The organism is Streptomyces sp. B5E4, assembly GCF_039871555.1.
Lineage (GTDB): Bacteria > Actinomycetota > Actinomycetes > Streptomycetales > Streptomycetaceae > Streptomyces.
This window is the reverse complement of the sequence record NZ_JBDPMI010000032.1, coordinates 1-22,492: the sequence shown is the minus strand read 5'-3', so window position 1 is coordinate 22,492 and position 22,492 is coordinate 1. Positions and strand designations below refer to the sequence as shown.

The following is a 22,492-nucleotide window of genomic DNA, read 5'->3' as shown; positions in this document are numbered from 1 at the left end:
AGGCGCGCCGGTTCTGACTGCTTCTGCTGAGGGCGCTTGCATGGCTGGCGTGACGGCGACGTCGGTTGCATCGTCTATATCTCAATAGTTGTGTACTGAATGCTGATGGGTCATCATATTGCCGTGCGCGTTGCTCGCTGGAGCGCACGGGACCTATCGGAGCTGAACTGAGGTGAAGGCGTGGATCTGTTGGCCGTAATGATGGTGCTGTGTGCATCACTCGTGTGGTCGATCAAGCGGGTGAGCTTATCCGTACGATGTGATGGCTGTGGGAAGGCGAGGGGGCTTCGGCTCGTGCTCCGGCGGCGGTGAGTCAACATCCGGGGGTACGGCAGTCGCGTCACTGAGCTACTGCACAGGACGCGACTGCCCGACTCGACATCCCCGCGTGCGCGGGGAGCACCGAGAAGCCATGTCCCAATAGGGACCATCCCCGCCTGTGCGGGGAGCAGGGGGCTGTCAACAGGGCTTCTCTGCCTGCCAGGGAGCAGGTGGTGACAGGATAAGGGCGAAAGACTCAGGGCGCCTGCCGCCCCCGGCTCGTTCGCTCAGCGGGCGTAGCGGCGGCGTTTGGCGGTGGTACTCCACCCCTGGCGCGGTGGCCGATCCGCGGCGGTGGGCTGTGCGGTGGGGCGGCGGATGAGCGTGACGCCCTCGTGGTCCTCGGGCTGCCACTGGTGGTCGAGGGACTCGAAGGTGTAGCCCTGCTCGGTGTCGGTGGTGTACGTCAGCAGGGCGCGGCCCTCGTGCGCGTGCTCTTCCACCGCTGCCCAGAGCGCGCTCCGGATACGGGCCGAAGGACTGCCGACGAAGACGCCGGGGGAGACTTCGAGCAGCCAGCGAGTGAGGAAGCCCCGCAGCCCGACGGGGCAGTTGGAGAGGACGATCACCGTCACCAGATCAGCCCTTCGCCGAGGTTCCTGCCGGACTCCACTTCTTCGCCGCGGTCGGACTGGAGCGTGACCCGGTCGTGCTGCGGGGCGTCGCCCTCCTCGGCGGAGTCGGCCGTCGACCCGGGGGTGAGCAGTGTCTTCACGTCGTGGACGCAGCGCTCCAGCAGTCCGGTGGCGTGGACGCGGTCGCGTAGCGCGCGGCGCACGCGCGGGCCGATGTCCTCCTCGCTCTCCGCGGCTGCCTCGAAGGCGACCGGGATGCCGATCTCCGTCTTGTAGAGGTCCGCGATGTCCAGGGCGAAGGACAGCTCATGTCCGGAGTGAACGAAGCCCAGCCCTGGGATGCAGCCCAGCGCCGCGACCACGCTCTGCGCGATGCCGTACATGCACTGCCCGGCGGCTGTGACGGCCTGGTTCGGGGCGTCGCCGGATGCGAAGTCGCCCTGGACGTAGCGGCGTCCGCGCCAGCGGATGCCGGTGCGGGCCGCCTCGGCGCGGTAGCACGACTTGACGCGGTCGCCCTCCTTGCCGAGCAGCTCGCGGCGGCTGCGGCCGGCCGGGTCGTCGTCGGGGAAGCGGAGCGCGTACATCGAGCGGGCGACCTCCAGCCGCGTCCGCGGGTTGGCCCAGAGCCGCGCCTGGGCCTCGGCCAGGGCGGCGGAGCGGGAGAGCGCCCGGCCACCGGCGTAGTAGCGCACGCCGTGCTCTCCGACCCACACGATGCCGACGCCGCTCTCGCCCAGCAGCCGGACCGCCTGTTGGGAGATCTTCGTGCCCGGTCCGAGCAGCAGCGTGCCGATGGTCGCGGACGGGAGGTGGCGTACACCATCGCCGTCGGCGGCGGTGATCGCATTGTCGACGCAGTGGATGACGGCGCGCTCCAGGTAGACGAAGGACAACCGGTCGCCGATCCGGGTGAGTTCGCGTGGTGAGGAGGCGCCGCGCCTGCTGACGGTGGTCATCGGCTACTCCTGCGGTGCCAGGGTGAGCAGTCCGCAGCCGTACGCTTTGCCCCGGCCGATGCCCTGGGTGAGGGCGTTCCGCAGGGCCGCGGGGTCGGTGACCTCCAGTCGGCCGCTGAAGACGGTGGTGACCAGGGTGACCGGGCCGCCGCGCGAGCCGTTTCCCTTCCGGCCTGCGGGAGGCGCCGGGTCGCCGGGGCGTTTACGGAAGGAGAGGTCGCGGCGGCCGTGGACGACCACGGCGTACCGGTACAGCGGATCCTCACCTTCCGGCGCCACGCCCGGTAGCAGCTCGAAGCCGTGCCTCGCCTGCTGTTTCAGCAGCCAGCCGAGCTGGTGGCGCGGGGAGACGTGCGCCGTGCGCTTGGTCGGCTCCCCGTCCTTGCGGCGGATGCAGTGCACCGGATTGGCGGTCAGCCGGAACGACCAGCGGTCGCCCTTGGCCAGGCGTCGCAGGAACGGCTGGTAGTGCCGGGTCTCCCAGCCGGGGGCACCGGGCTCGGCCAGCGCGGGCCAGCCGGCCTGCTCCACCAGGCCCGTGAGGTCGGGACGGTCAGGGCCGACGAGGTAGACCTGCACGTCGGTACGGTCTCCGTGGTCCAGGCGCCAGAGGATGCGGGGCCGGGCTTCGGGGTCGGCAGGCAGGCCGGGGAAACCGGCGAGCAGCGCCGCGTGCAGGCGCTGCGGTGAGGACAGCAGGTAGCGGGCTCCGGGGCGGGCGGGGTTGATGCGGAAGCGCGTGAGGTACATCAGTCGCTCTCCAGCAGTGGCATCGGGTCGTGCTCCGGGACCTCGACCGGCCGCGGTACGGCGTCGTGCCGCACCGACCGGCGGGCGTACCGGCGGTGGCGCGGATCGAAGCTGAGCGGCTGGTCGGCCACGACGTCACCGGGTGGGTCGTCGGGTGTGGAGTCCAGCAGCACGGGAAGCTGGTCGGGGGCGGTGCGGGTGGTCTGCTTCCGATACCAGGCCGAGGCGAGCCACGGGTGCTTCAGCAACGCCCCCTCCAGCCCTGTGTCGTGCCGGATGCCCAGGTCGAGCCGTCGTGCGGGTGGGCAGGCGCGGCGGCCGAGGAACGGCAGGAAGTGCGGCGCACGCACTGCCGCGTGCAGCCTCTCGATCAGCGCCCGTTCGCCCTCGACCGCGGCCAGGAACACCGCGTCGGCGAGGTAGAAGCGCTCGGTGACCGGCATCGCCTTGCCGCTGGCCTGGTGATGCGCCGTGTGGAAGTCCCGCACGCGCGTACCTGGTTGATCGACGCGTACACCAAAGCGCAGCGCGGCGAGATCCGACAGATCGGCGGTACGGGGGCGGCCCTGGGCGGCGGCGAGCAGCCCGAGCACCCCGCTCTTGGTCGGCGCCGACTCCGTGGACCGCCGGGGGAAGCGCGAGGCGGCGCCCCAGGACTGGAGCGGGCCGGCGAGCTGGAGCAGCAGGACACTCACTGCCTGCCGCCCTGTCGCTCCGTGACCGCCGCGCCGACGCTCGCCACCAACTCGTCCAGGGTGACCCTGGTGCCGGCCTCGGCGAGCTTGGCGGTGTTGCGACCGGCGAGGACCACCCAGGTCGCCAGGGCCTCCTCGTTGAACTCCTGCTCCACAACGGCGATCTGTTCGGCCAGACGCTCGCTGGCCTGCCGGACGTGGCCTCTGCCCGACTCGGCCATCGTCGGCTCCTCGAACGCCCCCACGAAGTTGACCGGTCGGCTGTCGCGCAGCTTGACCACCACGGCGTCCGGAGGGGTGTGGTGGGCGAAGGTGTTGATCTTGCCGGTGGGCAAGGAGGAGACGAAGCCGCGGACGAACGCTTCGACCGCCCGGCGCACCGGCGTGGCCCCGTCGGCGTCCTCGTCCAAACCCTGGCCGAGGTTGTCAGCCAACCGGTCGACGTCCAGGGCGGCGTAGCGGTACAGCGTCGCGGAGTTGAACTCCACGGTGCCGATCATCCCGGCGCCGGTCTCGTCCGTCTTGTTCTCGTCGTCCACCGCCGTGTAGTAGTCCGACTCGTTCTCCACCGCGTGGACGCTGAGGGCGTGCGCGACCTGGGCGGCGGCGTCCACATTGATGTCGGCTCCGTCGGCGACCATCCGGCCGAAGAGGGCGATGTCGACGGAGTGGCGGGTGTCGGCGATCTCCCTGGCGCGCTCCTTGTTCTCCTTGGTCTTGAGGAACCCGCCGATGTCCGGACGGCCCTCGAGCGCCAGCTCTGCCAGCCCGCGCCGCTGCCGGGCGCTGAGGAACATCAGGTACTTGGACTCGGGCGGCAGCGGCACCGCCTCCTCGGCCTCCTCGGCGGCCTTGGCGGCCTTGGTGGAATCCTTGTTCTTCTTGGGCTTCTTGCGCTCGGGTACGGCAAGGCTGGCACCGGTACCCGCCTCCACCACGGCCTTGGCCAGCTCCCATGACTCCTCGGGGGTGACCTCCGGCTGAAGCTCCCGGATCGTCTCGCCGATCAGCTCGGCGACCTTCTTCGTGCGCACGCCCAGCTCGGCCGGGTCCAGCAACTGCCGGAACTCTGTACGGGTAGCGCGCTTCCACGCCTGGCTGGAGACCCGGGAACGGCGCACCCCGCCGTAGACGGCGGACTTGGGTGTGCCGGTGTCGTCCCGGTTCAGGTTGCTCGGCGGGACCGTCTGGAGAACGTGGATGTCAACGATCGTACGGCTCACGGGTGTTCCTCACTGTCATGCCCGGTGGCGGGTGAACCGCCTTCGTTGGTGGGATGCGCGCCCTCGGCGTCTTTGCGCGGACGCCAGGAGTGGAAGTCACGGCCCCACTCCCGGCGGACGGCCAGGCGCCGGGTGGGATCGAGGATCCGCTCGATCTGGTCAGCGAGCCGGCCGTAGTCCAGCGGCTCGCCCGCGCGGCGCAGCAGCAGGATCAACTCCCGCAGCCGGTAGGCCAGCACGTTCGCCGACGTGGCCCCGGCGGCCCGGACGAAACGACGGCGCAGCGGCTCGTCGATCTCGCCTTGCGGCATCAACGCGCGAACGGCGCCGCCGAGCTGCGGGCCGATAACGTGCATCCGGCTGGCCCGCTGGGACTGCTGGTGCAGTGCGTACAAGGTGACTGCCAGGTGAACGGCGGTGGGTCCGTGCTCACTGCCGCGCACCCGCCCCTCCGGCGTGTAGAGCGCATCCATGTCGATCAGGCCGAACAGCTCCGGGACCTCCTCCGGTGCCTTCCCCGCGCCGCGCCGGAGCTGGGCGAGCCGGGCAACGGCCCACGGCTCATCGTTCGACACATAGCCGCGCTGGATCGGCTCCAGGCACGCCCGTACCGTACGGCCGGCGAGCCCCGGTTCGTACGCGTCCCACCGCGCTGTAGTGGGCGTGGGGCTGCTGGTGGTCATGGCGCGGGCTCCTCTGGTCGGCTTGGTGAGGGGGAATCGCCAGCGGGGCCGGGTGGGGGGCCGTCGTCCTCCGGCGCCAGCACGCGCTTGCGCAGTTCGCTGCGGAATCCGCGTTCCACGCTCGCGGAGTTCAACCAGTACGTGCCGCCCTTCGCGGTCGGCCGCACGCGGCCTTCCCAGGCGGCCTCGCCGGCGGACTCGACCAGCTCCGAGCCGAGCGCGCGCACCCGGTCGTGCGCGGTGCGGCGCCAGCTCTCCAGCCGTTCCCCGGTAGCCGCGCCGGACCTGAGCGCTGCCAGCCACTGGAGGAAGGGGCCCTCCAACTCGCCGAAGCCCCGGTCGCGGGCCTCCGCCCGCGGCGTCGCCTGCTCGGCGCCCGCGGCCTCGGCGAGCCCCGCGGCGAGGTTGCCCAGCAGCCAGACCGCGGTCTCGGCGAGTTGCACGGCCCGTACCGCCGTGTCCCGCAGCCTGCTGCCCCGCTGCGAGAGCAGTGCCACGGACAGGCTCAGGCTGTCGTCCACCACATCGGCGACCACCGATTGCTGGGTGCCGTACTCGCAGCCCAGCAGCCGCACCCTCAGCAGGTGGTCCAGGCCCAGCACGGCACCTTCTTCCGCCATGCGACCCAGCCACTCCAGTACACGAGGGGTGAGGCCCGGTGCCGCGCCCCGGTCGGCGGCACGCTGCGCTGCTTCGGGCGGATAGCCGGTGATCAGCGAGGCCAGACCCCGCCAGGCGGCGCGGGCCGGATCATGGGTGCGCGGGAGGTAGACCGGGCTGGTCCGCAGCTTCTTCTCCTGCTGCGCGCTGCGCCGCCAGCCGGTCATCGGCTCGCAGCCGTGCATGTCCCGATAGGGAAGCGGGTCCCCGTAGGCGAGCACCACGCCGTACGCTTCACGGCCGTCATGGTGCAGCCGCACCCGCCTGGCGGGCCAGGTGTACAGGCCGCGTGGCCCGTACGGCCCGGCTTCGGGCTCGGGCAACGGAGCTGCCCCGAGCGGCTGCGGGCGGCGCCAGACGGGCTGGTCCTCGTCATCGTGCCGCAGCAGGTCGTCGTCCTCGCGGGGGATCAGGTTCATCAGGAGCGTCTCGCGCAGGGTGTCCCCCTCCGCGAGGACGCCGCCGAGCATCCCAACCGATCCGACGCCCTGCGGATAGACCTTGCCCGCCTTGAGCCGCGGGTCACCCACGGCGCCGGTTTTGATGCCCGAGACGTCCCAGGCGTGTGCGTGAACCACCCAGCGGGCCGCCTCGGCGAAGGACAACCGCTGTGCGCCGTGCGCCCGCATGCTGAGGAAGCGGTCGTTGTTGGGGACGTCCGCGACGATCCGGTCCAGGCAGAAGACCTCGTCCTTTGCTGTCCGCAGGTCCGCCACCTGGAAGAAGGGGCGCTCCCGGTGCAGCAGGTCGAACCGCTCCCGATGCTCTGACAGGTACGCCACCACCTGCTCGGCCGGGAAGCCCTCCGGACCTGCCTGCCACAGCTCCGCCCACGCGTCCCGCGTCGGCGGTCCACCTTCCAGTGCGTCGTACAGCACCGCCAGCAGCAGCCGGACCAGGGCGAACTCCTGGGTGGGCAGGTCGCCCGGAATCCGCCGGATGTCGTCGGCTCGCTCGAACACCTCGGTCAGCGACACATCCTTCTCCACGCCGTCGCGCAGCAGCACCGGCAGCCACGGCTGTGTGGTCAGGTCGAAGGAGGGCACAGTATCGGCGTCGCGGACCGGTTCCTGGGCGTCAGGAGACACGGGTCACCTCAAGACCGTCGTCGGGCGAGTAGCGCAGTGCGAAGCCTGCCAGAGAGCACTGACACCCCTCGTCCAGCGCCAGGATCAGCTCCCCGGCCAGCCAGTGGCAGTCGCGTCCCTGCCAGGCGCCGATGTACAGCTCCTCCAGTTCCGCCACCGCACGGTCCGCGGTCGCATGGCTGAAGTGGCGCGGCAGCCGCAACGCGCTGGCCGCGACCACCCGGGCGCGGTGCGGATCCGGCGGGGCGTCGGTGGACAGCTCCAGCCCGCCGCGGCGCCGCCCGCGTTCGTCCGGAGGCAGCCACGGGAGAGTGCGCAGCATTCCGTCGGCGGTGCGCTGCACGACGAGTACCTCCAAGTTGTCCTCGGTATCGCGTACCTGCTGCCGCCCGGCCGGGCTGTCATCCGCGTCACCTACACCGGCGTCGATCCAGCCCAGCAGGGACCGCCCCGGCGTCTTGGGAGCGGCGAGCCGGTAGGTCCTGGCCTTCTTCTTCTGCTGGACCCGCCGTGCCTCGTCGGACTTCTCCGCTGTTGCCAGGGTGTCCTGCCAGCCCGCCGGCCCCACGGGGGCCGTGCCGTACGCGTCCTGCACCAACGGGGAGATATCCGTCGGGAGCCGTACCGGGCGACCGCCGTCTGCCAGGTGCGGCCGGAGCACCGCCGCGGCGCGCAGCAGCGGCCATGCCCCGTACACTGCCGCCGATCCGCGGACTGGGACGGGAGGCGGCCCGTCAGGGGCCGTCCACTGCCCGTCCCGGTCGTCCGGCTCGACGCCGGTGACCAGGCAGCGGGCGGTCCGTAGCCGCGGCGGACGCTCTCGCTCGTGGCGGTGCAGACGTCCCATCCGCTGGAGGACGAGGTCCACAGGGGCAAGGTCGGTGACCAGGAGGTCGAAGTCCACGTCCAGCGACTGCTCGGCGACCTGGCTGGCCACCACGATGTGCGCGGTCTGAGGCCGCCGTCCAGAGCAGGTCTCCGGCGGCCCGAAGCGCTCGCGAAGGTCGGTGTCCTTGGCGGCGCGGTCCAGGTCCACGAAGCGCGCGTGAGCGACCGTCACCGCCTCCGCGCCGAAGCGCGCCCGCAGGACGGCCGCGGTATCCCGCACCCGGTCCACCGTGTTGCGGACGATCAAAGCGCAACCGCCACCGTCGAGTTCACCGGCCAAACGTTCGGCGAGAACCTCCGGGCTGTCCGCCAACGCCTCGACCGCCACCTGCGTAGCGCGTCCGGAGGCCACCGGCGCGCGTTCAACCGCCCTACCGCCCGGTGAGACGGCGGTAAGCAGCGGGTACGCCTGCGTGGAGTCGTCCGGCCGAAGCGGCTCCTGATACGCCTGCGCGCCCGCGTACGCGCGGGCCAGCTCTCGGCGACGCGCCGCAGGGAGCGTCGCCGAGAGCACCACGACCGGCACCCGGTAGGCGCCCAGCCAGGCCAGTGCTCCGTCGAGATAGGTATCCATGTACGCGTCGTACGCGTGCGCCTCATCGATCACGACCACCTTTCCGGCCAGCGTGAGGTGACGCAGGGCGAGATGGCGGGACTTCAGCGCGCCGAAGAGGAGCTGGTCGATCGTGCCCGCGACGAAGGAGGAGAGCATCCCCTTCTTCCGGCCGCGCAGCCATTGATGTGCCACCAGTTCAGCGGTGTGCACGACGTGTCCGTCGACGCGATGCGATCCCCTCGTCCGTGGGTCGTCCGTCTCCACGGCCAACGGGCAGGAAGGAGCGCCCATCAGCGAGGTGTAGTGCGGATTGAGCGCGGACTTGGCATGTGCCAGGAACACGGAGTGCGCGCCACGCTCCCGGTCCTCATCCGGCAGCCGGCCCAGCCAGTCCCGGAGTCGGGGGAACATCGCATCACCCGTCGCCCTGGTCGGCAGAGCGAAGAAGCACCCGCCCGCGCCTGATCGCGCGGCGAACACCTCCGCCACCGCCAGCGCCCCCTCCGTCTTCCCCTCGCCCATCGGCGCCTCGACGATCAGCAGACCCGGCTCGGGCAGTTCGCGAGCCAGCTCCACCGCCGCGGCCTGCACCGGGCGCACCTGCGCACCGGCAGGGAGGGCGAACCGGCTGCCATAGTGGTCGTCAGCCTCTGTCGGCGGGTCCACCGCCCGCCAGGGAGCAGGGAGTTCGAGCCCGCGCCAGGCCGCCTCGAGCCGCTCGGCGGAGGTCTGCCCTTGCGCGTCGGGGAAGTAGGGGAAGAGATCGGCGTTGCTCGCAATCCAGTCCGCCACGATCACCGTCGCCGACACCAGCACCTGAACGGTCTGGGGAAGCCGTACGTCCCTCCAGGCCGACAGCCGGTCCCGAACCCCGCACGCCACGGCAGCGGCGTCCAGCAATTCTGCCTGGACGCCCCGCCACACAGCCTCGGACGCCCCGCGCGTGCGTAACAGTTCGCTCCTGCCACGCAGTTGTCTGACCTGTCCGGCGTCCGGAGGCACGCCGTGGTGCCCGCCGACGACCACGGTGAACTGCCCGCGTGCGTCCTTCGCGAACTCGCCGCGCGCCTCCAGCCACTCGTCCAAGAGGATCTGCCCGGCCAGGCCGTGCGGTGCCGCGCTGCGCTCGGTAAGCAGACGGCGGGTCGGCATCACCAGCCCGTGGTCATGCATGACGGCGGCGAGATCCTCCACCTGGCAGGCGAAGGCCGGCGTGGCTTTGCCAATGTCGTGCACCGTTGCCAGCCACACGGCCACAAGCCGCGCATCTGCCTCCCCACCCGGCAGAGCCTCGGCCACAGACCGCCGTACCCGACGGGGCATCCAGTCGTCCCAGAGCCGCCCGGCCACGGCACCGCTGTCCGCCATATGTCGCCACAGCGGCAACCATGCACCGCTCCTGCCGCCCTCGCGCTGGTCGGATTTCGCCCACACTGCTCGGGCGGGCGAGGACAATTGCTCACCGATACGTGCCGCATCCGGCGGCCTGCCGTTCATGCCGTGCATTAGACCCCGTGACGAGATGATGCATAGCGTCGTTGAGTGATTCTGTCTGTTAATTCATGCTAGTGATTGACATTTTGTAGTTTTGCTCGTTCGCAACTGTTGCTCCCCTCCCACCGCCCGACAGCCACTAGCTAGCTCTTCTGGCTTACCCGGGCAGGAGCCCCCATGGACGTACGCTGAGTTGCACCTGAGGCGATGCATGCTGTCCGGTTAGACCGAATGGTGGAAATGTCCGAATCTCCGTTGATTGCTCAGAAGGGCCCCACCTTCCGGTAAACACCCAGGTCAGTAAGACTGCTCCCCGCGCACGCGGGGATGGACCCAGCACGTCCATGGCGCTGGTGACCGCGCTGCGCTGCTCCCCGCGCACGCGGGGATGGACCCAGCGCGTCGGGTTGGAACACGCTGCCGTCGGCCTGCTCCCCGCGCACGCGGGGATGGACCCGTGGGGGAGTAGGTGAAGAACTCCTTGTTGAGGAACTGCTCCCCGCGCACGCGGGGATGGACCCGCCGTGTGGGGCTACCTGTCCAGCATCCTTGACTGCTCCCCGCGCACGCGGGGATGGACCCATCTGGCCGGCCTCACCAACAAGGAAGAGCCGCTGCTCCCCGCGCACGCGGGGATGGACCCGAGCCAGCCGTGAAGCGCAGCATGGGACGCCTCTGCTCCCCGCGCACGCGGGGATGGACCCGGCGTGACCGATCTCGACGTCGGCGGGTACTGCTGCTCCCCGCGCACGCGGGGATGGACCCCGTGGATCGAAAGCCACCTTGAGCCGCTGCACCTGCTCCCCGCGCACGCGGGGATGGACCCGCCCTTGTCGGCCATCTACTTGCCGATCATCTCTGCTCCCCGCGCACGCGGGGATGGACCCGACGGACGACCTCCTGCAAGAGGAGGTAGCGCCTGCTCCCCGCGCACGCGGGGATGGACCCACGAACGCTCTCCCGATCGTCGTGGCCTGGGACTGCTCCCCGCGCACGCGGGGATGGACCCGCTCCGTAGCAGACCAGTAGCCCCCGGTAGCCCTGCTCCCCGCGCACGCGGGGATGGACCCGGCGACATCCAGCTCTACACGCACACCGCCGGGCTGCTCCCCGCGCACGCGGGGATGGAGCCTGGGGTACCCCCTGGTCTCCAGGGGGTGGATCGATCCGATCCAAGACTGGCGGCCGTGAGCCGGCCGCCAGTCTGCGGTAGCTCCGTAGGGAGTCCTGTAGTACGAACCAACTAGTAGGAGTAGAACCCGGCGCCCGACTTGCGGCCCAGCCTGCCCGCTTCGACCATCCGCGCCAGCAGCGGCGGCGTCGCGTACGACGGCTCCTTGTACTCGGCGTACATCGAGTCGGCCACCGAGGCGATGATGTCGAGGCCGATGAGGTCCGAGAGCTTCAGCGGACCCATCGGGTGGGCGCAGCCCAGCTCCATCCCGTTGTCGATGTCCTCGCGCGTCGCGATGCCGGACTCGAACATCCGGACCGCGGAGAGGAGATACGGGATCAGCAGCGCGTTGACGACGAACCCGGAGCGGTCCTGGGCCCGGATGGCGTGCTTGCCGAGCACGTCGCGGGCCAGCGCCTCGGTCCGCTTGAGCGTCTCGTCGCTGGTCGTCAGCGCCGGGATCAGCTCGACGAGGCGCTGGACGGGCGCGGGGTTGAAGAAGTGCATCCCGATGACCTGCTCGGGCCGCGAGGTGGCGACGGCGAGTTTGATCAGCGGGATGGAGGAGGTGTTGGAGGCGAGGACGGCGTCCGGGCGGGTGACGACCTGGTCGAGGATCTGGAAGATTTCGGTCTTGACCTGTTCGTTTTCCACCACCGCCTCGATCACGAGGTCGCTGTCCGCAAGCTCTCCGAGATCGGTCGTGAAGCTCAGCGCGGCCAGCGCCTCGTCCCGCTCCAGCTCGGTGATCTTGCCGCGCTCCGCTGCCTTGGCGAGGGAGTTGGTGACGCGGGTACGGCCCAGTTCGAGGGCGTCCCCGGTGGTCTCGGCGACGACGACCTGAAGGCCGGAGCGGGCACACACCTCGGCGATGCCCGAGCCCATCTGGCCGGATCCGACCACTCCGACGCGTTCGATGTCGGTCAATGTCTCTCCTCGTCCCTCGTCCTGCCGTGTGGGCAACCCTTTTGGACCCCTGACGTTACCCGCGTAGCGCATGGCTCTTGTCCCCGGGTGAGGCAGGACGCGAGGATGTGCCGCAACTGACGAGTGGTTCAGACCACTTGGCGCAGTCGGATTCCTGTTCTCGGCGATTCGGAGGATCCAGATGGGGAGCAGCACTCCCGGCAGACGGCACCACCTCAGCCGGCGCCGGTTCGGCGCCGCGGCGGTGGGCGCCCTGTCCGCGGTGACCGTGGCGGGCGACGCCATGGCGGCCCCTGCCGGCGCGGCGGGGCGTGGCCACGGCCGCCCGGCCGGGCAGATGCGCGGTTCGTGGGTGGCGACGGTGGCGAACATCGACTGGCCGGTCCGGCAGGGCCTGAGCGCGGCCGAGCAGCAGCGTCAGTTGCTGGCCCGGCTCGATGAGGCGGCGGACCGGCGGATGAACACCGTCGTCTTCCAGGCCCGGCCGACGGCGGACGCGATGTGGCCGTCGCCGCACGAGCCGTGGTCGGAGTGGCTCTCCGGGACCCAGGGCGCCGACCCGGGCTGGGACCCGCTCGGCTTCGCGGTGCGCGAGGCCCACCGGCGCGGTCTCGAGCTGCACGCCTGGTTCAACCCCTACCGGGTGCGCAACGACGCGCTCGCGGAGAAGCTGGTGCCCGGGCACCCGGCGAACCGGCACCCCGAGTGGGTCATCCCCTACGGCGGCAAGATCTACTACGACCCGGGGGTGCCGGAGGTCCGCCGCTTCGTCCAGCGCTGCATCCTCGACGCCGTACGCCGCTACGACATCGACGCCGTGCACTTCGACGACTACTTCTACCCGTACCCGGTCGCGGGCCAGGAGTTCGCCGACGAGCAGACGTACCGGACGTACGGCGGCGCGTTCGCGAACAAGGCCGACTGGCGGCGCAACAACGTCGACCTGCTCATCGCGGAGCTGGGCCGGGCCATCAAGCGGACGAAGCCGAACGTGCAGTTCGGCGTCAGCCCGTTCGCGGTCTGGCGGAACGCGGCCACCGACCCCGAGGGCTCCGACACCCAGGCGGGCACGCAGACGTACGACAACCTCTACGCCGACACCCGCAAGTGGGTGCGCGAGCGCTGGATCGACTACATCGTCCCGCAGGTGTACTGGAACATCGGCTTCGCGGTCGCCGACTACGCCAAGATCGTGCCCTGGTGGAACGACGTGGTCGCGGGTACCGGCGTCAACCTCTACATCGGCGAGGCGCTGTACAAGGTCGGCGCCGCCGGCCAGCCCGCGGCCTGGTTCGACCCGGCGGAGCTCTCCCGGCACCTGACGTTCTGCCAGGACTACCCGGAGGTCCAGGGCAACATGTACTTCTCCGCGAAGCTGCTGCCCCAGGACCCGCTGGGTGCGGTCAGCAGGCTCGTCGCCGACCACTACGGCACGCCGGCCCCGCCGCCGCGCTGCTGACGGCCGCGCGCCGGCCCCCGTCGTCCCGGCCGCACCGCCACCCGCGGCCGCGGGCGTCAGCCCTGCCCGGACTCCCGGTCCCGATGCCGGACCACGGAGTCCGGGCCGGGTGACACCAGTGCCTCGTGGCCGTCCTCGAACCGCACCCGGTAGGGCGGTGCGCCGGCCGCGCCCATGACTTCGACGATCTCCGCCGTCCGGTCCTCCTGACCGACGACTCGGCCGTGCACACACAGCTTGTCGCCCACTTCAGCCTGCATCGGGTCGACCTCCCTGTCCGGCTCGTCCCCAAATGATGGGGTCCGTGACGGCCAGTTTAGGCGCGCCTGCCGCGCTTGGCTCCCGGAGGATTCCGGTGTACGGGCCACGCACCGCGTGTCAGGCTCTGCCCATGGCTCACGTTCCCGCCCCGTACGAGGTCTCCACCGACCCCGCCCGGCTCGATCGGGCGCTCGTCCACCGCTGGCTGTCCACCGACGCCTACTGGGCGCTCGGCCGCAGCCGCGCGCAGCAGGACACCGCGATCGACCACTCCCTGAACTTCGGCGTCTACGCCCCGGCAGGCGATCCCGGCGGCGATCCCGGCGGCGGCCTCCGCGCCGGCGGCGGGCAGGTCGCGTACGCCCGCGTCGTCACCGACCGTGCCACCTTCGCCTGGCTCTGCGACGTCTACGTGGCCCGCGAGGCCCGCGGCGCCGGCGTCGGCAGCGGCCTGGTGGCCGCCGTCCGCGACCACCTCGCGCCGTACCGGCTGCGCCGCGTCCTGCTGGCGACCGGCGACGCCCACGGGGTCTACGCGAGGTTCGGCTTCGCGCCGCTGGCGGATCCGAGCCAGTGGATGGCTCTGGGCACAGCCTGACAGCGCTCTTACCATCGCCGCATGAACGTTCGTCTCACGTTGCTCGCCGCGGCCCGCAATTCCTCGCGGCTCGCGGAGCGCTTCGACGACGACCGGCCGCTGGACGCGGCCGGCTGGGTGGCGGCCGAGCGCGCCGTTCCGGTGTTCTCCCCGCTGGCCGCGGCCGAGTTGCGGTACTGCTCGCCCACGCAGCGCTCCCGCGAGACCGGGCGGGTGCTCGGCCTCGCGCCGCTGGCCCAACTCGCGCTGCGCGACTGCGACATGGGCCGGTGGCGGGGCCGCACGCTGGAGGAGGTGATGGCGACCGAGCCGCGCGACGTGGACGCCTGGCTCGCGGATCCGCACGCCGCGCCGCACGGCGGCGAGCCGCTGATCGCCTTCATCCAGCGGATAGGGGGCTGGCTGGACACCCGCCCGGTGGACGACGGCACCCACGTGCTCGCCGTCACCGAGCCCTCGATCATCCGCGCCGCGCTGGTCTACGCGCTGAAGGCGCCGCCCGCCTCGTACTGGCACATCGACGTGATGCCGCTCTCGGCGATCAGCCTGACGGGGCGCCCCGGGCGGTGGAGTCTGCACGTCGACAGCTGGGCGTGAGCGCCGGGGTGAGTGGACTGCGGAGCGTGGCGGGCGGATGATGTCGGGGCCATTGCCAACTCCCTACGGGTAGGTAAGTCTACTGCCAAGTAGGTAGCCGCAGTACCGGGTGCGAGGAGCGAGACGCGATGAGCTCGTACGACGTGATCGTGATCGGTTCCGGCTTCGGTGGCTCGGTGGCCGCCCTGCGCCTGACCGAGAAGGGATACAAGGTCGGCGTGCTGGAGGCCGGGCGCAGATTCGCCCGCGAGCAACTGCCCAAGAACTCCTGGCGGCTGCGCGACTACCTGTGGGCCCCCGCCCTCGGCCTCTACGGCATCCAGCGCATCCACCTCCTCAGCAACGTCATGGTGCTCGCCGGCGCCGGCGTCGGCGGCGGTTCCCTCAACTACGCCAACACCCTCTACGTGCCTCCGCCCGCCTTCTTCCGGGACCGGCAGTGGGGCCACATCACCGACTGGCAGGAGGAACTGACCCCGTACTACGACCAGGCGCAGCGGATGCTCGGCGTCCGGGAGAACCCCACGACCACCGAGGCGGACACGTACCTCAAGGCCACCGCCGAGCGCATGGGCGTCGGCGACTCCTTCCGGCTCACCCCCGTCGGCGTCTTCTACGGCGACGGGCGCGACGCCGGCGGCGGGCCCGAGGCGGCTCCCGGGGAGACGGTGCCCGACCCGTACTTCGGCGGCGCGGGCCCGGAGCGCGCCGCGTGCCTGCAGTGCGGCTCGTGCATGACCGGCTGCCGCTACGGCGCGAAGAACACCCTGACGGAGAACTACCTCCACCTCGCCGAGCGGCGCGGCGCCGTCATCCACCCGCTCACCACCGTCGTCGACGTGCACGAGGCCGCCGGCGGCGGCTACGAGGTGACCACGGTGGCGACGAACAAGCGCCGCCGCGGCAAGCGCGAGGTGCTGCGCTGCGCCCACGTCGTGGTCGCGGCGGGCACGTACGGCACGCAGACCCTGCTGCACCGCATGAAGACCACCGGCCGGCTGCCCGGGCTCTCCCCGCGCCTCGGCGAGCTGACCCGCACCAACTCCGAGGCCCTGGTCGGCGCGGTGACCTTCCCGCGCACGTACCGCAAGAAGCGCGGCGCGGGCGAGCCGGACTTCACCAAGGGCGTGGCCATCACCTCCTCGATCCACCCCAACGCCACCACGCACATCGAGAACGTGCGCTACGGCAAGGGCTCCAACGCGATGGCGCTGCTGTGCGTCCCGCAGTTCAAGCCCACGGGCAGGCTGCCCAAGGCGCTGCGCGTGCTGGGCGCGTATCTGCGGCACCCGGTGCTGGTCGCGCGGACCGCCACGACGTACCGGTGGTCCGAGCGGACGATCATCGGGCTTGTCATGCAGACCCACGACAACTCGCTGACCACATACCTGAAGGACAAGGGCCTCGGCAAGGGGCTGCTCACGGCCCGGCAGGGCCACGGGGCGCCCAACCCGGTGCACCTCCCCGAGGGCGCGGAGGCGGCGCGGCTGCTCGCCGAGCAGATCGGCGGCCAGCCGGGCACGAACCTCGGCGAGCTGATGGGCACCCCGCTGACCGCGCACTTCCTCGGCGGCTGCCCGATCGGCGAGGACGCGGAGCAGGGCGTCATCGACCCGTACCACCGGCTGTACGGCCACCCCGGGATCTCCGTGGTGGACGGCTCGGCGGTCTCCGCGAACCTCGGCGTGAACCCGTCGCTGACGATCACGGCGCAGGCCGAGCGGGCGATGGCGCTGTGGCCCAACAAGGGCGAGGAGGACCCCCGCCCCGCCCAGGACCGCCCGTACACCCGCGTCCCCCCGGTCGCCCCCCGGCACCCGGCGGTCCCGGCGGGCGCGTTCGGCGCCCTGCTGCTACCGGTCCCGGAGGTCCCCCCGAAGCCCCAGGGCTGAGACGCCGCGCCCCGGGCGGCGTCTCAGCACGCCCGGACGACGGCTTCCCCCCGGGAACACCGTCCCAGCCCCGGCCGCACCCGCCCCGGCCCGGGGTGCCGGTGGATATTCTTTGCATAGCTCTGCCGTCGTCCGTATAGTCATGCCGTGACGAGGAGGAGCGGATGACCGTACGGGTGGCAGTGGCCGGGGCGAGCGGGTACGCGGGCGGGGAGCTGCTGCGGGTGCTGCTGGGGCATCCCGGGGTCGAGATCGGGGCGCTTACGGCCCACGCCAACGCCGGCCTCCCCCTCGGCGACATACAGCCCCACCTTGCGCCGCTCGCCGGCCGCGAGCTGGCCGAGACCTCGGCCGCGGTGCTCGCCGGGCACGACGTCGTGTTCCTCGCGCTGCCCCACGGGCAGTCCGCCGCCGTCGCCGCGGCGCTCGGCGACGACGTGCTCGTCGTCGACTGCGGTGCCGACCACCGGCTCGCCGACGCCGCCGACTGGGAGCGGTTCTACGGCACGCCGCACGCCGGCACCTGGCCGTACGGGCTGCCCGAGCTGCCCGGGCACCGCGAAGCGCTCCACGGGGTCCGGCGCATCGCGGTGCCCGGGTGCTACCCGACCGCGGTCTGTCTCGGCCTGTTCCCCGCGTACGCCGCCGGGCTCGCCGAGCCGGAGGCCGTCGTCGTCGCCGCCTCCGGCACCTCCGGTGCGGGCAAGGCGCTCAAGCCGCACCTGCTGGGCAGCGAGGTGATGGGCTCCATGAGCCCGTACGGCGTCGGCGGCGGGCACCGGCACACGCCGGAGATCGGCCAGAACCTCAGCGCCGTCGCGGGGGAGCCGGTCACGGTCTCCTTCACCCCGACCCTCGCCCCGATGCCCCGCGGCATCCTCGCCACCAGCACCGCGCGGGCCCGGCCCGGCACGACGGCGGAGGCGGTGCGCGCCGCGTACGAGAAGGCGTACCAGGACGAGCCGTTCGTCCGTCTGCTGCCGCCGGGGCAGTGGCCCGCCACCGGCGCGGTCACCGGCTCCAACACCGCGCTGCTGCAGGTCGCGTACGACGGCGGCGCCCGGCGCATCATCGCGATCAGCGCCGTCGACAACCTCACCAAGGGCACCGCGGGCGGCGCGGTGCAGAGCATGAACATCGCCCTCGGACTCCCCGAGGAGCTGGGGCTTTCTACGACAGGAGTGGCACCTTGAGCGTCACGGCAGCCAAAGGGTTCACGGCGGCGGGCATCGCCGCCGGGATCAAGGAGAACGGCAACCCGGACCTGGCCCTCGTGGTCAACGAGGGGCCGCGCCGAGCCGCCGCAGGCGTCTTCACCGCCAACCGCGTCAAGGCCGCCCCGGTCGTCTGGTCCGAGCAGGTGATCAAGGGTGGCGAGGTGTCCGCGGTCGTCCTCAACTCCGGCGGCGCCAACGCCTGCACCGGACCCCGCGGCTTCCAGGACACCCACGCCACCGCCGAGCGCGTCGCCGAGGTACTCGGCCACAGCGCCGCGGAGGTCGCCGTGGCGTCCACCGGGCTGATCGGCACGCTGCTGCCGATGGACAAGCTGCTGCCCGGCGTCGAGCTGGCCGCGGCTCAGCTGTCCGCGCACGGCGGCGAGAAGGCCGCCATCGCCATCAAGACCACGGACACCGTGCACAAGACCGCGGTCGTCACCGCCGGCGGCGACGACGGCGCGGCCTGGACCGTGGGCGGCATGGCCAAGGGCGCCGGCATGCTCGCGCCCGGGCTGGCGACCATGCTCGTGGTCCTCACCACCGACGCCGACGTGTCCGCCGCCGACCTGGACGCCGCGCTGCGCGCCGCGACCCGTACCACCTTCGACCGCGTCGACTCCGACGGCGCCATGTCCACCAACGACACGGTGCTGCTGCTGGCCTCCGGCGCGAGCGGAGTCCGGCCGGCGCAGGCGGAGTTCGCCGAGGCGGTACGGGCCGTCTGCGACAGCCTCGGGCGGCAGCTCATCGCCGACGCCGAGGGCGCCAGCAAGGAGATCAAGGTCGAGGTCGTGGGCGCCGCCAGCGAGGACGACGCCGTGGAGGTCGGCCGCTCCATCGCTCGCAACAACCTCCTCAAGTGCGCCATCCACGGCGAGGACCCCAACTGGGGCCGGGTGCTGGCCGCGATCGGCACCACCTCCGCCGTCTTCGAGCCGGACCGGCTGAACGTCGCGATCAACGGCGTGTGGGTGTGCAAGAACGGCTCGTTCGGCGAGGACCGCGACCTGGTCGACATGCGCTACCGCGAGGTCCACGTCGTGGCGGACCTCGCGGCGGGCGGCGCGGAAGCGGTGATCTGGACCAACGACCTGACCGCGGACTACGTCCACGAGAACAGCGCGTACAGCTCATGACGACGACCTCCGCGGCCCCCGCGGCACCGGCCACCCCCACCCGCAGGCACACCGCCCTGCCCAAGGCCCGCACCCTCATCGAGGCGCTGCCCTGGCTGACCCGCCACCACGGCAAGGTGGTGGTGGTCAAGTTCGGCGGCAACGCGATGGTCGACGACGACCTCAAGCGCGCCTTCGCCCAGGACGTCGTCTTCCTGCGGCACGCCGGGCTGCGGCCCGTCGTCGTCCACGGCGGCGGCCCGCAGATCAGCGCGCAGCTCGACCGGCACGGCCTGGTCAGCGAGTTCCGCGCCGGGCTGCGGGTGACGACGCCGGAGGCGATGGCCGTCGTGCGGATGGTGCTCGCCGGGCAGGTGCAGCGCGAGCTGGTCGGGCTGCTCAACGAGCACGGCCCCTTCGCCGTCGGCCTGACCGGCGAGGACGCGCACACCATCACCGCCACCCGGCACCGCCCGCTGGTCGACGGCGAGCCGGTCGACATCGGCCGGGTCGGCGAGGTCACCGACATCGACACCGGCGCGATAGAGGCGCTGCTCGCGGACGGCCGCATCCCGGTCGTCTCCTCCGTCGCCCGCTCCGCCGACGAGGCCGACGCGGCCGGCGAGGTCTTCAACGTCAACGCCGACACCGCCGCCGCCGCGCTGGCCGCCGCGCTCGGTGCGGAGACCCTGATGGTCCTCACCGACGTCGAGGGCCTGTACGAGAACTGGCCGGACAGCGACGAGGTCATCAGCCGGCTCACCGCCGGCGAGCTGGAGCGGCTGCTGCCCGACCTGGCCAGCGGCATGGTCCCGAAGATGGAGGGCTGCCTGTACGCGGTGCGCCACGGCGTGCACACCGCGCGGGTCATCGACGGCCGGGTGCCGCACTCCATCCTGCTGGAGATCTTCACGGACGAGGGCATCGGCACGATGGTCGTGCCGGACGCGGAAAGGTCTGCGACATGAGCGGCGGCATGAGCGGCAACGCGGAGCTGACCGAGCGCTGGCAGGGCGCGCTGATGGACAACTACGGCACCCCGCGCCTGCCCCTGGTCCGCGGGGCGGGCGCGAAGCTGTGGGACGCCGACGGCAACGAGTACCTGGACTTCGTCGGCGGCATCGCCGTTACCTCCCTCGGCACCGCCCACCCGGCCGTCGTCGAGGCCGTGTCGAAGCAGATCGCCACGCTGGCGCACGTCTCCAACCTGTACGCCGCCGAGCCCCCGGTGGCGCTCGCCGAGCGGCTGCTCGAACTCGCCGGCCGGCCCGGCCGGGTGTTCTTCGCCAACTCCGGCGCGGAGGCGGTGGAGGCCGCGTTCAAGATCGGCCGGCTGACGGGCCGTACGCACATGGTGGGCACCGAGGGCGGCTTCCACGGGCGCACCATGGGCGCCCTGGCGCTGACCGGACAGCCCGGCAAGCAGGAGGGCTTCGGCCCGCTGCCGGGCGAGGTCACGCATGTGCCGTACGGGGACGCGGAGGCGCTGCGCGCCGCGGTGACCGAGGAGACCGCGCTCGTGATCGTCGAGCCGGTGCAGGGCGAGAACGGCGTCGTCGTACCGCCGGACGGCTATCTCGCCGCCGCCCGTGAGATCACCAGGGCCGCCGGCGCGCTGCTGGTCCTGGACGAGGTGCAGACGGGCATCGGGCGTACGGGTCACTGGTTCGCCGCGCAGGCGCAGGGCGTGGAGGCGGACGTCGTCACCCTCGCCAAGGGCCTCGGCGGCGGCCTGCCGATCGGCGCCACGCTGGCCTTCGGGCCCGCCGCCCGCCTCTTCACCCCCGGAAGGCACGGCTCCACCTTCGGCGGCAACCCGGTCGCCTGCGCCGCCGCCCTGGCGGTGCTGGACGTGATCGCGGCCGACGGGCTGCTGGCGCAGGTCAAGCGGGTGGGGGAGCGGCTGCGGGACGGAATCGGCCGACTCGGGCACCCGCTGGTCGACCATGTGCGAGGCGCGGGCCTGCTGCTCGGTATGGTGCTCACCGAGGCCGTCGCGCCGCAGGTGCAACAGACGGCCCAGGCAGCGGGATTCCTGGTCAACGCGGTGGCGCCGGACGTGATCCGGCTCGCCCCGCCGCTGATCCTCGGCGAGGCGGAGGCGGACGCCCTGCTTGCCGCGCTGCCGGCCGTGCTCGACGCGGCGGGTCCCGCAGCCTAGCCCCGACGAGCCGGAGAGTGACATGTCCGAGGAGCACAACGGTCCCGCAGTGCCGCACACGCGCACGGCACGCCACCGCAGGATCGTCGACATCCTGAACCGGCAGCCGGTCCGCTCGCAGAGTCAACTGGCCAAGCTCCTCGCCGACGACGGCCTGACGGTGACGCAGGCGACGCTCTCCCGGGACCTCGACGAACTGGGCGCGGTCAAGATCCGCAACACCGGCGGCGAGCTGATCTACGCGGTCCCCTCCGAGGGCGGCTTCCGCACCCCGCAGGTGCCGCTGGGCGAGTCGGCGAAGGAGGAGCGCATGGCCCGCCTCGCCGGTGAACTGCTCATCTCCGCCGAGGCGTCCGCGAACATCGTCGTGCTGCGCACCCCGCCGGGCGCGGCGCAGTTCCTCGCCTCGGCGATCGACGCGGCGGAGCTGACGGCGATCCTCGGCACGATCGCCGGCGACGACACCCTCATGGTCATCAGCCGCGACCCGGCCGGCGGCCAGTCACTCGCGGACCACCTGCTGAAACTGGCCGAACGCGAACGCTGACGCGATACCCGCGCCGAAGGCGCGCTGAGCGGCGCCGCCGGTGTGGGTGGGTGTGCGGTTGTGTGGCCGGGCGGGGCGCGGGGCGGAGCCTTCGTAGCGGCCGAGGTCGGCGCGGGTGGTGGGGGCGCAGCCCTGCGGGGTACGGGGTGCGGAGCCTCCGGGTCGTTCTGCGGGTCCGCGGAGTCGGTGGGACGGGGGTGCGGTCTTCGAGGCATGTCCGCGCCGGTGGTGTCGGGAGCGGGGTAGACGGGCGCGGCCCTGGCGGATTGCGCTCGGGGCCCCGGCGCGGCCGCAGGTGGCGCGGGCGGCGGCATCCGGGCGCAGCCCTTCGCGGAATCCGTGGCGGAGCCCCCGGCAGGGGCCGCGCCTAAGGTGCGGGGACCGGGGGCTGCTGGGCGGAGCCCTCGGGTCGGCCCGCCCGGGGAGTGCGGGCGCAGCCCGCAGCGGAGTCACGGGGACGGAGTCCGCGGCGGAGGTGCGGGCGGGGTGTGAGGGCGCAGCCTCTGCGGGGGTGCGGGGGCGGAGCCCCCGGAAGTCCGCGCCGGTGGCACGGGTCGGGGGATCCGGGGTGCGCCTCTTCGCGGGGGTGCTGTCTCGAATACACAGCTGACGCAGCCGACGACGGTAGAGGTGTAGATCTCGGTGGGCG

At 72.0% G+C, this 22,492-nt stretch carries 19 protein-coding genes and 1 CRISPR repeat array; of the genes, 9 read left to right on the top strand and 10 right to left on the bottom strand.

The annotated features are described in order from the left end of the window. Positions 1-548: 548 nt before the first annotated feature. The 9 genes from cas2e to ABGA99_RS30060 all read right to left on the bottom strand — a co-directional run bounded on the left by cas2e (position 549) and on the right by ABGA99_RS30060 (position 11,993). Entirely contained in the window at positions 549-896 is a 348-nt protein-coding gene (gene cas2e, locus ABGA99_RS30100; RefSeq protein WP_347583858.1) for a type I-E CRISPR-associated endoribonuclease Cas2e, read from the bottom strand. Continuing rightward, positions 893-1,855, bottom strand: a complete 963-nt coding sequence (gene cas1e / locus ABGA99_RS30095; RefSeq protein WP_347583857.1) for a type I-E CRISPR-associated endonuclease Cas1e — start codon at positions 1,853-1,855, stop codon at positions 893-895. The genes cas2e and cas1e overlap by 4 nt, the downstream gene beginning before the upstream one ends. A 3-nt stretch (positions 1,856-1,858) precedes the next feature. Then, positions 1,859-2,605, bottom strand: coding sequence for a type I-E CRISPR-associated protein Cas6/Cse3/CasE (cas6e, locus tag ABGA99_RS30090; RefSeq protein ID WP_347583856.1), 747 nt, complete (start codon positions 2,603-2,605; stop codon positions 1,859-1,861). Beyond that, entirely contained in the window at positions 2,605-3,300 is a 696-nt protein-coding gene (gene cas5e / locus ABGA99_RS30085; RefSeq protein ID WP_347583855.1) for a type I-E CRISPR-associated protein Cas5/CasD, read from the bottom strand. The genes cas6e and cas5e overlap by 1 nt, the downstream gene beginning before the upstream one ends. Beyond that, a complete protein-coding gene (gene cas7e, locus ABGA99_RS30080; RefSeq protein WP_347583854.1) occupies positions 3,297-4,523 on the bottom strand; it encodes a type I-E CRISPR-associated protein Cas7/Cse4/CasC in 1,227 nt (408 codons plus the stop codon). The genes cas5e and cas7e overlap by 4 nt, the downstream gene beginning before the upstream one ends. Next, positions 4,520-5,206 carry a type I-E CRISPR-associated protein Cse2/CasB gene (gene casB / locus ABGA99_RS30075; RefSeq protein ID WP_347583853.1) on the bottom strand — a complete coding sequence of 229 codons (687 nt, stop codon included), beginning with the start codon at positions 5,204-5,206 and terminating at the stop codon, positions 4,520-4,522. Before casB ends, cas7e begins: the two co-directional genes overlap by 4 nt. Further along, on the bottom strand, positions 5,203-6,954 hold the full coding sequence (casA, locus tag ABGA99_RS30070; RefSeq protein WP_347583852.1) for a type I-E CRISPR-associated protein Cse1/CasA: 1,752 nt from the start codon (positions 6,952-6,954) through the stop codon (positions 5,203-5,205). Before casA ends, casB begins: the two co-directional genes overlap by 4 nt. Beyond that, complete coding sequence (gene cas3, locus ABGA99_RS30065) at positions 6,944-9,895, bottom strand: CRISPR-associated helicase Cas3' (protein WP_347583851.1); 2,952 nt, start codon at positions 9,893-9,895, stop codon at positions 6,944-6,946. Before cas3 ends, casA begins: the two co-directional genes overlap by 11 nt. Positions 9,896-10,198: 303 nt before the next feature. Continuing rightward, positions 10,199-11,024: direct repeats of the CRISPR family, unit length 29 nt; unit sequence CTGCTCCCCGCGCACGCGGGGATGGACCC. A gap of 111 nt (positions 11,025-11,135) precedes the next feature. Beyond that, positions 11,136-11,993 carry a 3-hydroxybutyryl-CoA dehydrogenase gene (locus ABGA99_RS30060; protein ID WP_347580830.1) on the bottom strand — a complete coding sequence of 286 codons (858 nt, stop codon included), beginning with the start codon at positions 11,991-11,993 and terminating at the stop codon, positions 11,136-11,138. 244 nt (positions 11,994-12,237) lie between these two features. On the opposite strand from ABGA99_RS30060, the gene ABGA99_RS30055 reads away from it, so the two are divergent. Further along, positions 12,238-13,452: a family 10 glycosylhydrolase gene (locus ABGA99_RS30055; RefSeq protein ID WP_347583870.1), complete on the top strand. Its 1,215-nt coding sequence runs from the start codon at positions 12,238-12,240 to the stop codon at positions 13,450-13,452. A 56-nt stretch (positions 13,453-13,508) separates the two neighbouring features. On the opposite strand, the gene ABGA99_RS30050 is transcribed toward ABGA99_RS30055, so the two are convergent. Beyond that, on the bottom strand, positions 13,509-13,712 hold the full coding sequence (locus tag ABGA99_RS30050) for a DUF1918 domain-containing protein (RefSeq protein WP_026276305.1): 204 nt from the start codon (positions 13,710-13,712) through the stop codon (positions 13,509-13,511). 131 nt (positions 13,713-13,843) lie between these two features. Here ABGA99_RS30050 and ABGA99_RS30045 point away from each other — a divergent pair, with 131 nt between their 5' ends. From ABGA99_RS30045 to ABGA99_RS30010, 8 genes are all read left to right on the top strand, one after another. Further along, a complete protein-coding gene (locus tag ABGA99_RS30045; protein WP_347583850.1) occupies positions 13,844-14,311 on the top strand; it encodes a GNAT family N-acetyltransferase in 468 nt (155 codons plus the stop codon). Between the two features lie 21 nt (positions 14,312-14,332). Then, positions 14,333-14,908 carry a histidine phosphatase family protein gene (locus ABGA99_RS30040; protein WP_347580828.1) on the top strand — a complete coding sequence of 192 codons (576 nt, stop codon included), beginning with the start codon at positions 14,333-14,335 and terminating at the stop codon, positions 14,906-14,908. A gap of 128 nt (positions 14,909-15,036) precedes the next feature. After that, positions 15,037-16,800, top strand: a complete 1,764-nt coding sequence (locus ABGA99_RS30035) for a GMC family oxidoreductase (RefSeq protein ID WP_347583849.1) — start codon at positions 15,037-15,039, stop codon at positions 16,798-16,800. A 164-nt stretch (positions 16,801-16,964) separates the two neighbouring features. Then, positions 16,965-17,993 (top strand): N-acetyl-gamma-glutamyl-phosphate reductase, encoded by a 1,029-nt coding sequence (gene argC, locus ABGA99_RS30030; RefSeq protein WP_347580826.1) that lies wholly within the window; start codon positions 16,965-16,967, stop codon positions 17,991-17,993. After that, a complete protein-coding gene (gene argJ, locus ABGA99_RS30025) occupies positions 17,990-19,156 on the top strand; it encodes a bifunctional glutamate N-acetyltransferase/amino-acid acetyltransferase ArgJ (RefSeq protein ID WP_347580825.1) in 1,167 nt (388 codons plus the stop codon). The genes argC and argJ overlap by 4 nt, the downstream gene beginning before the upstream one ends. Beyond that, the gene (argB, locus tag ABGA99_RS30020) at positions 19,153-20,103 is read left to right on the top strand and encodes an acetylglutamate kinase (protein WP_347580824.1); all 951 of its coding nucleotides are present in this window, start codon (positions 19,153-19,155) and stop codon (positions 20,101-20,103) included. The genes argJ and argB overlap by 4 nt, the downstream gene beginning before the upstream one ends. Then, positions 20,100-21,296 carry an acetylornithine transaminase gene (locus ABGA99_RS30015; RefSeq protein WP_347580823.1) on the top strand — a complete coding sequence of 399 codons (1,197 nt, stop codon included), beginning with the start codon at positions 20,100-20,102 and terminating at the stop codon, positions 21,294-21,296. The genes argB and ABGA99_RS30015 overlap by 4 nt, the downstream gene beginning before the upstream one ends. Before the next feature lie 22 nt (positions 21,297-21,318). Then, positions 21,319-21,843 carry an arginine repressor gene (locus tag ABGA99_RS30010; RefSeq protein ID WP_347580822.1) on the top strand — a complete coding sequence of 175 codons (525 nt, stop codon included), beginning with the start codon at positions 21,319-21,321 and terminating at the stop codon, positions 21,841-21,843. Positions 21,844-22,492 lie beyond the last annotated feature (649 nt).

Bases quoted from the DNA above. Each gene is read 5' to 3' on its own strand.
- argC (WP_347580826.1), top strand. From the start codon at position 16,965: ATGACCGTACGGGTGGCAGTGGCCGGGGCGAGCGGGTACGCGGGCGGG.
- casB (WP_347583853.1), bottom strand. From the start codon at position 5,206: ATGACCACCAGCAGCCCCACGCCCACTACAGCGCGGTGGGACGCGTAC.
- ABGA99_RS30050 (WP_026276305.1), bottom strand. From the start codon at position 13,712: ATGCAGGCTGAAGTGGGCGACAAGCTGTGTGTGCACGGCCGAGTCGTC.
- ABGA99_RS30015 (WP_347580823.1), top strand. From the start codon at position 20,100: ATGAGCGGCGGCATGAGCGGCAACGCGGAGCTGACCGAGCGCTGGCAG.
- cas6e (WP_347583856.1), bottom strand. From the start codon at position 2,605: ATGTACCTCACGCGCTTCCGCATCAACCCCGCCCGCCCCGGAGCCCGC.
- ABGA99_RS30010 (WP_347580822.1), top strand. From the start codon at position 21,319: ATGTCCGAGGAGCACAACGGTCCCGCAGTGCCGCACACGCGCACGGCA.
- cas3 (WP_347583851.1), bottom strand. From the start codon at position 9,895: ATGAACGGCAGGCCGCCGGATGCGGCACGTATCGGTGAGCAATTGTCC.
- ABGA99_RS30045 (WP_347583850.1), top strand. From the start codon at position 13,844: ATGGCTCACGTTCCCGCCCCGTACGAGGTCTCCACCGACCCCGCCCGG.
- ABGA99_RS30035 (WP_347583849.1), top strand. From the start codon at position 15,037: ATGAGCTCGTACGACGTGATCGTGATCGGTTCCGGCTTCGGTGGCTCG.
- cas1e (WP_347583857.1), bottom strand. From the start codon at position 1,855: ATGACCACCGTCAGCAGGCGCGGCGCCTCCTCACCACGCGAACTCACC.
- argB (WP_347580824.1), top strand. From the start codon at position 19,153: ATGACGACGACCTCCGCGGCCCCCGCGGCACCGGCCACCCCCACCCGC.
- ABGA99_RS30040 (WP_347580828.1), top strand. From the start codon at position 14,333: ATGAACGTTCGTCTCACGTTGCTCGCCGCGGCCCGCAATTCCTCGCGG.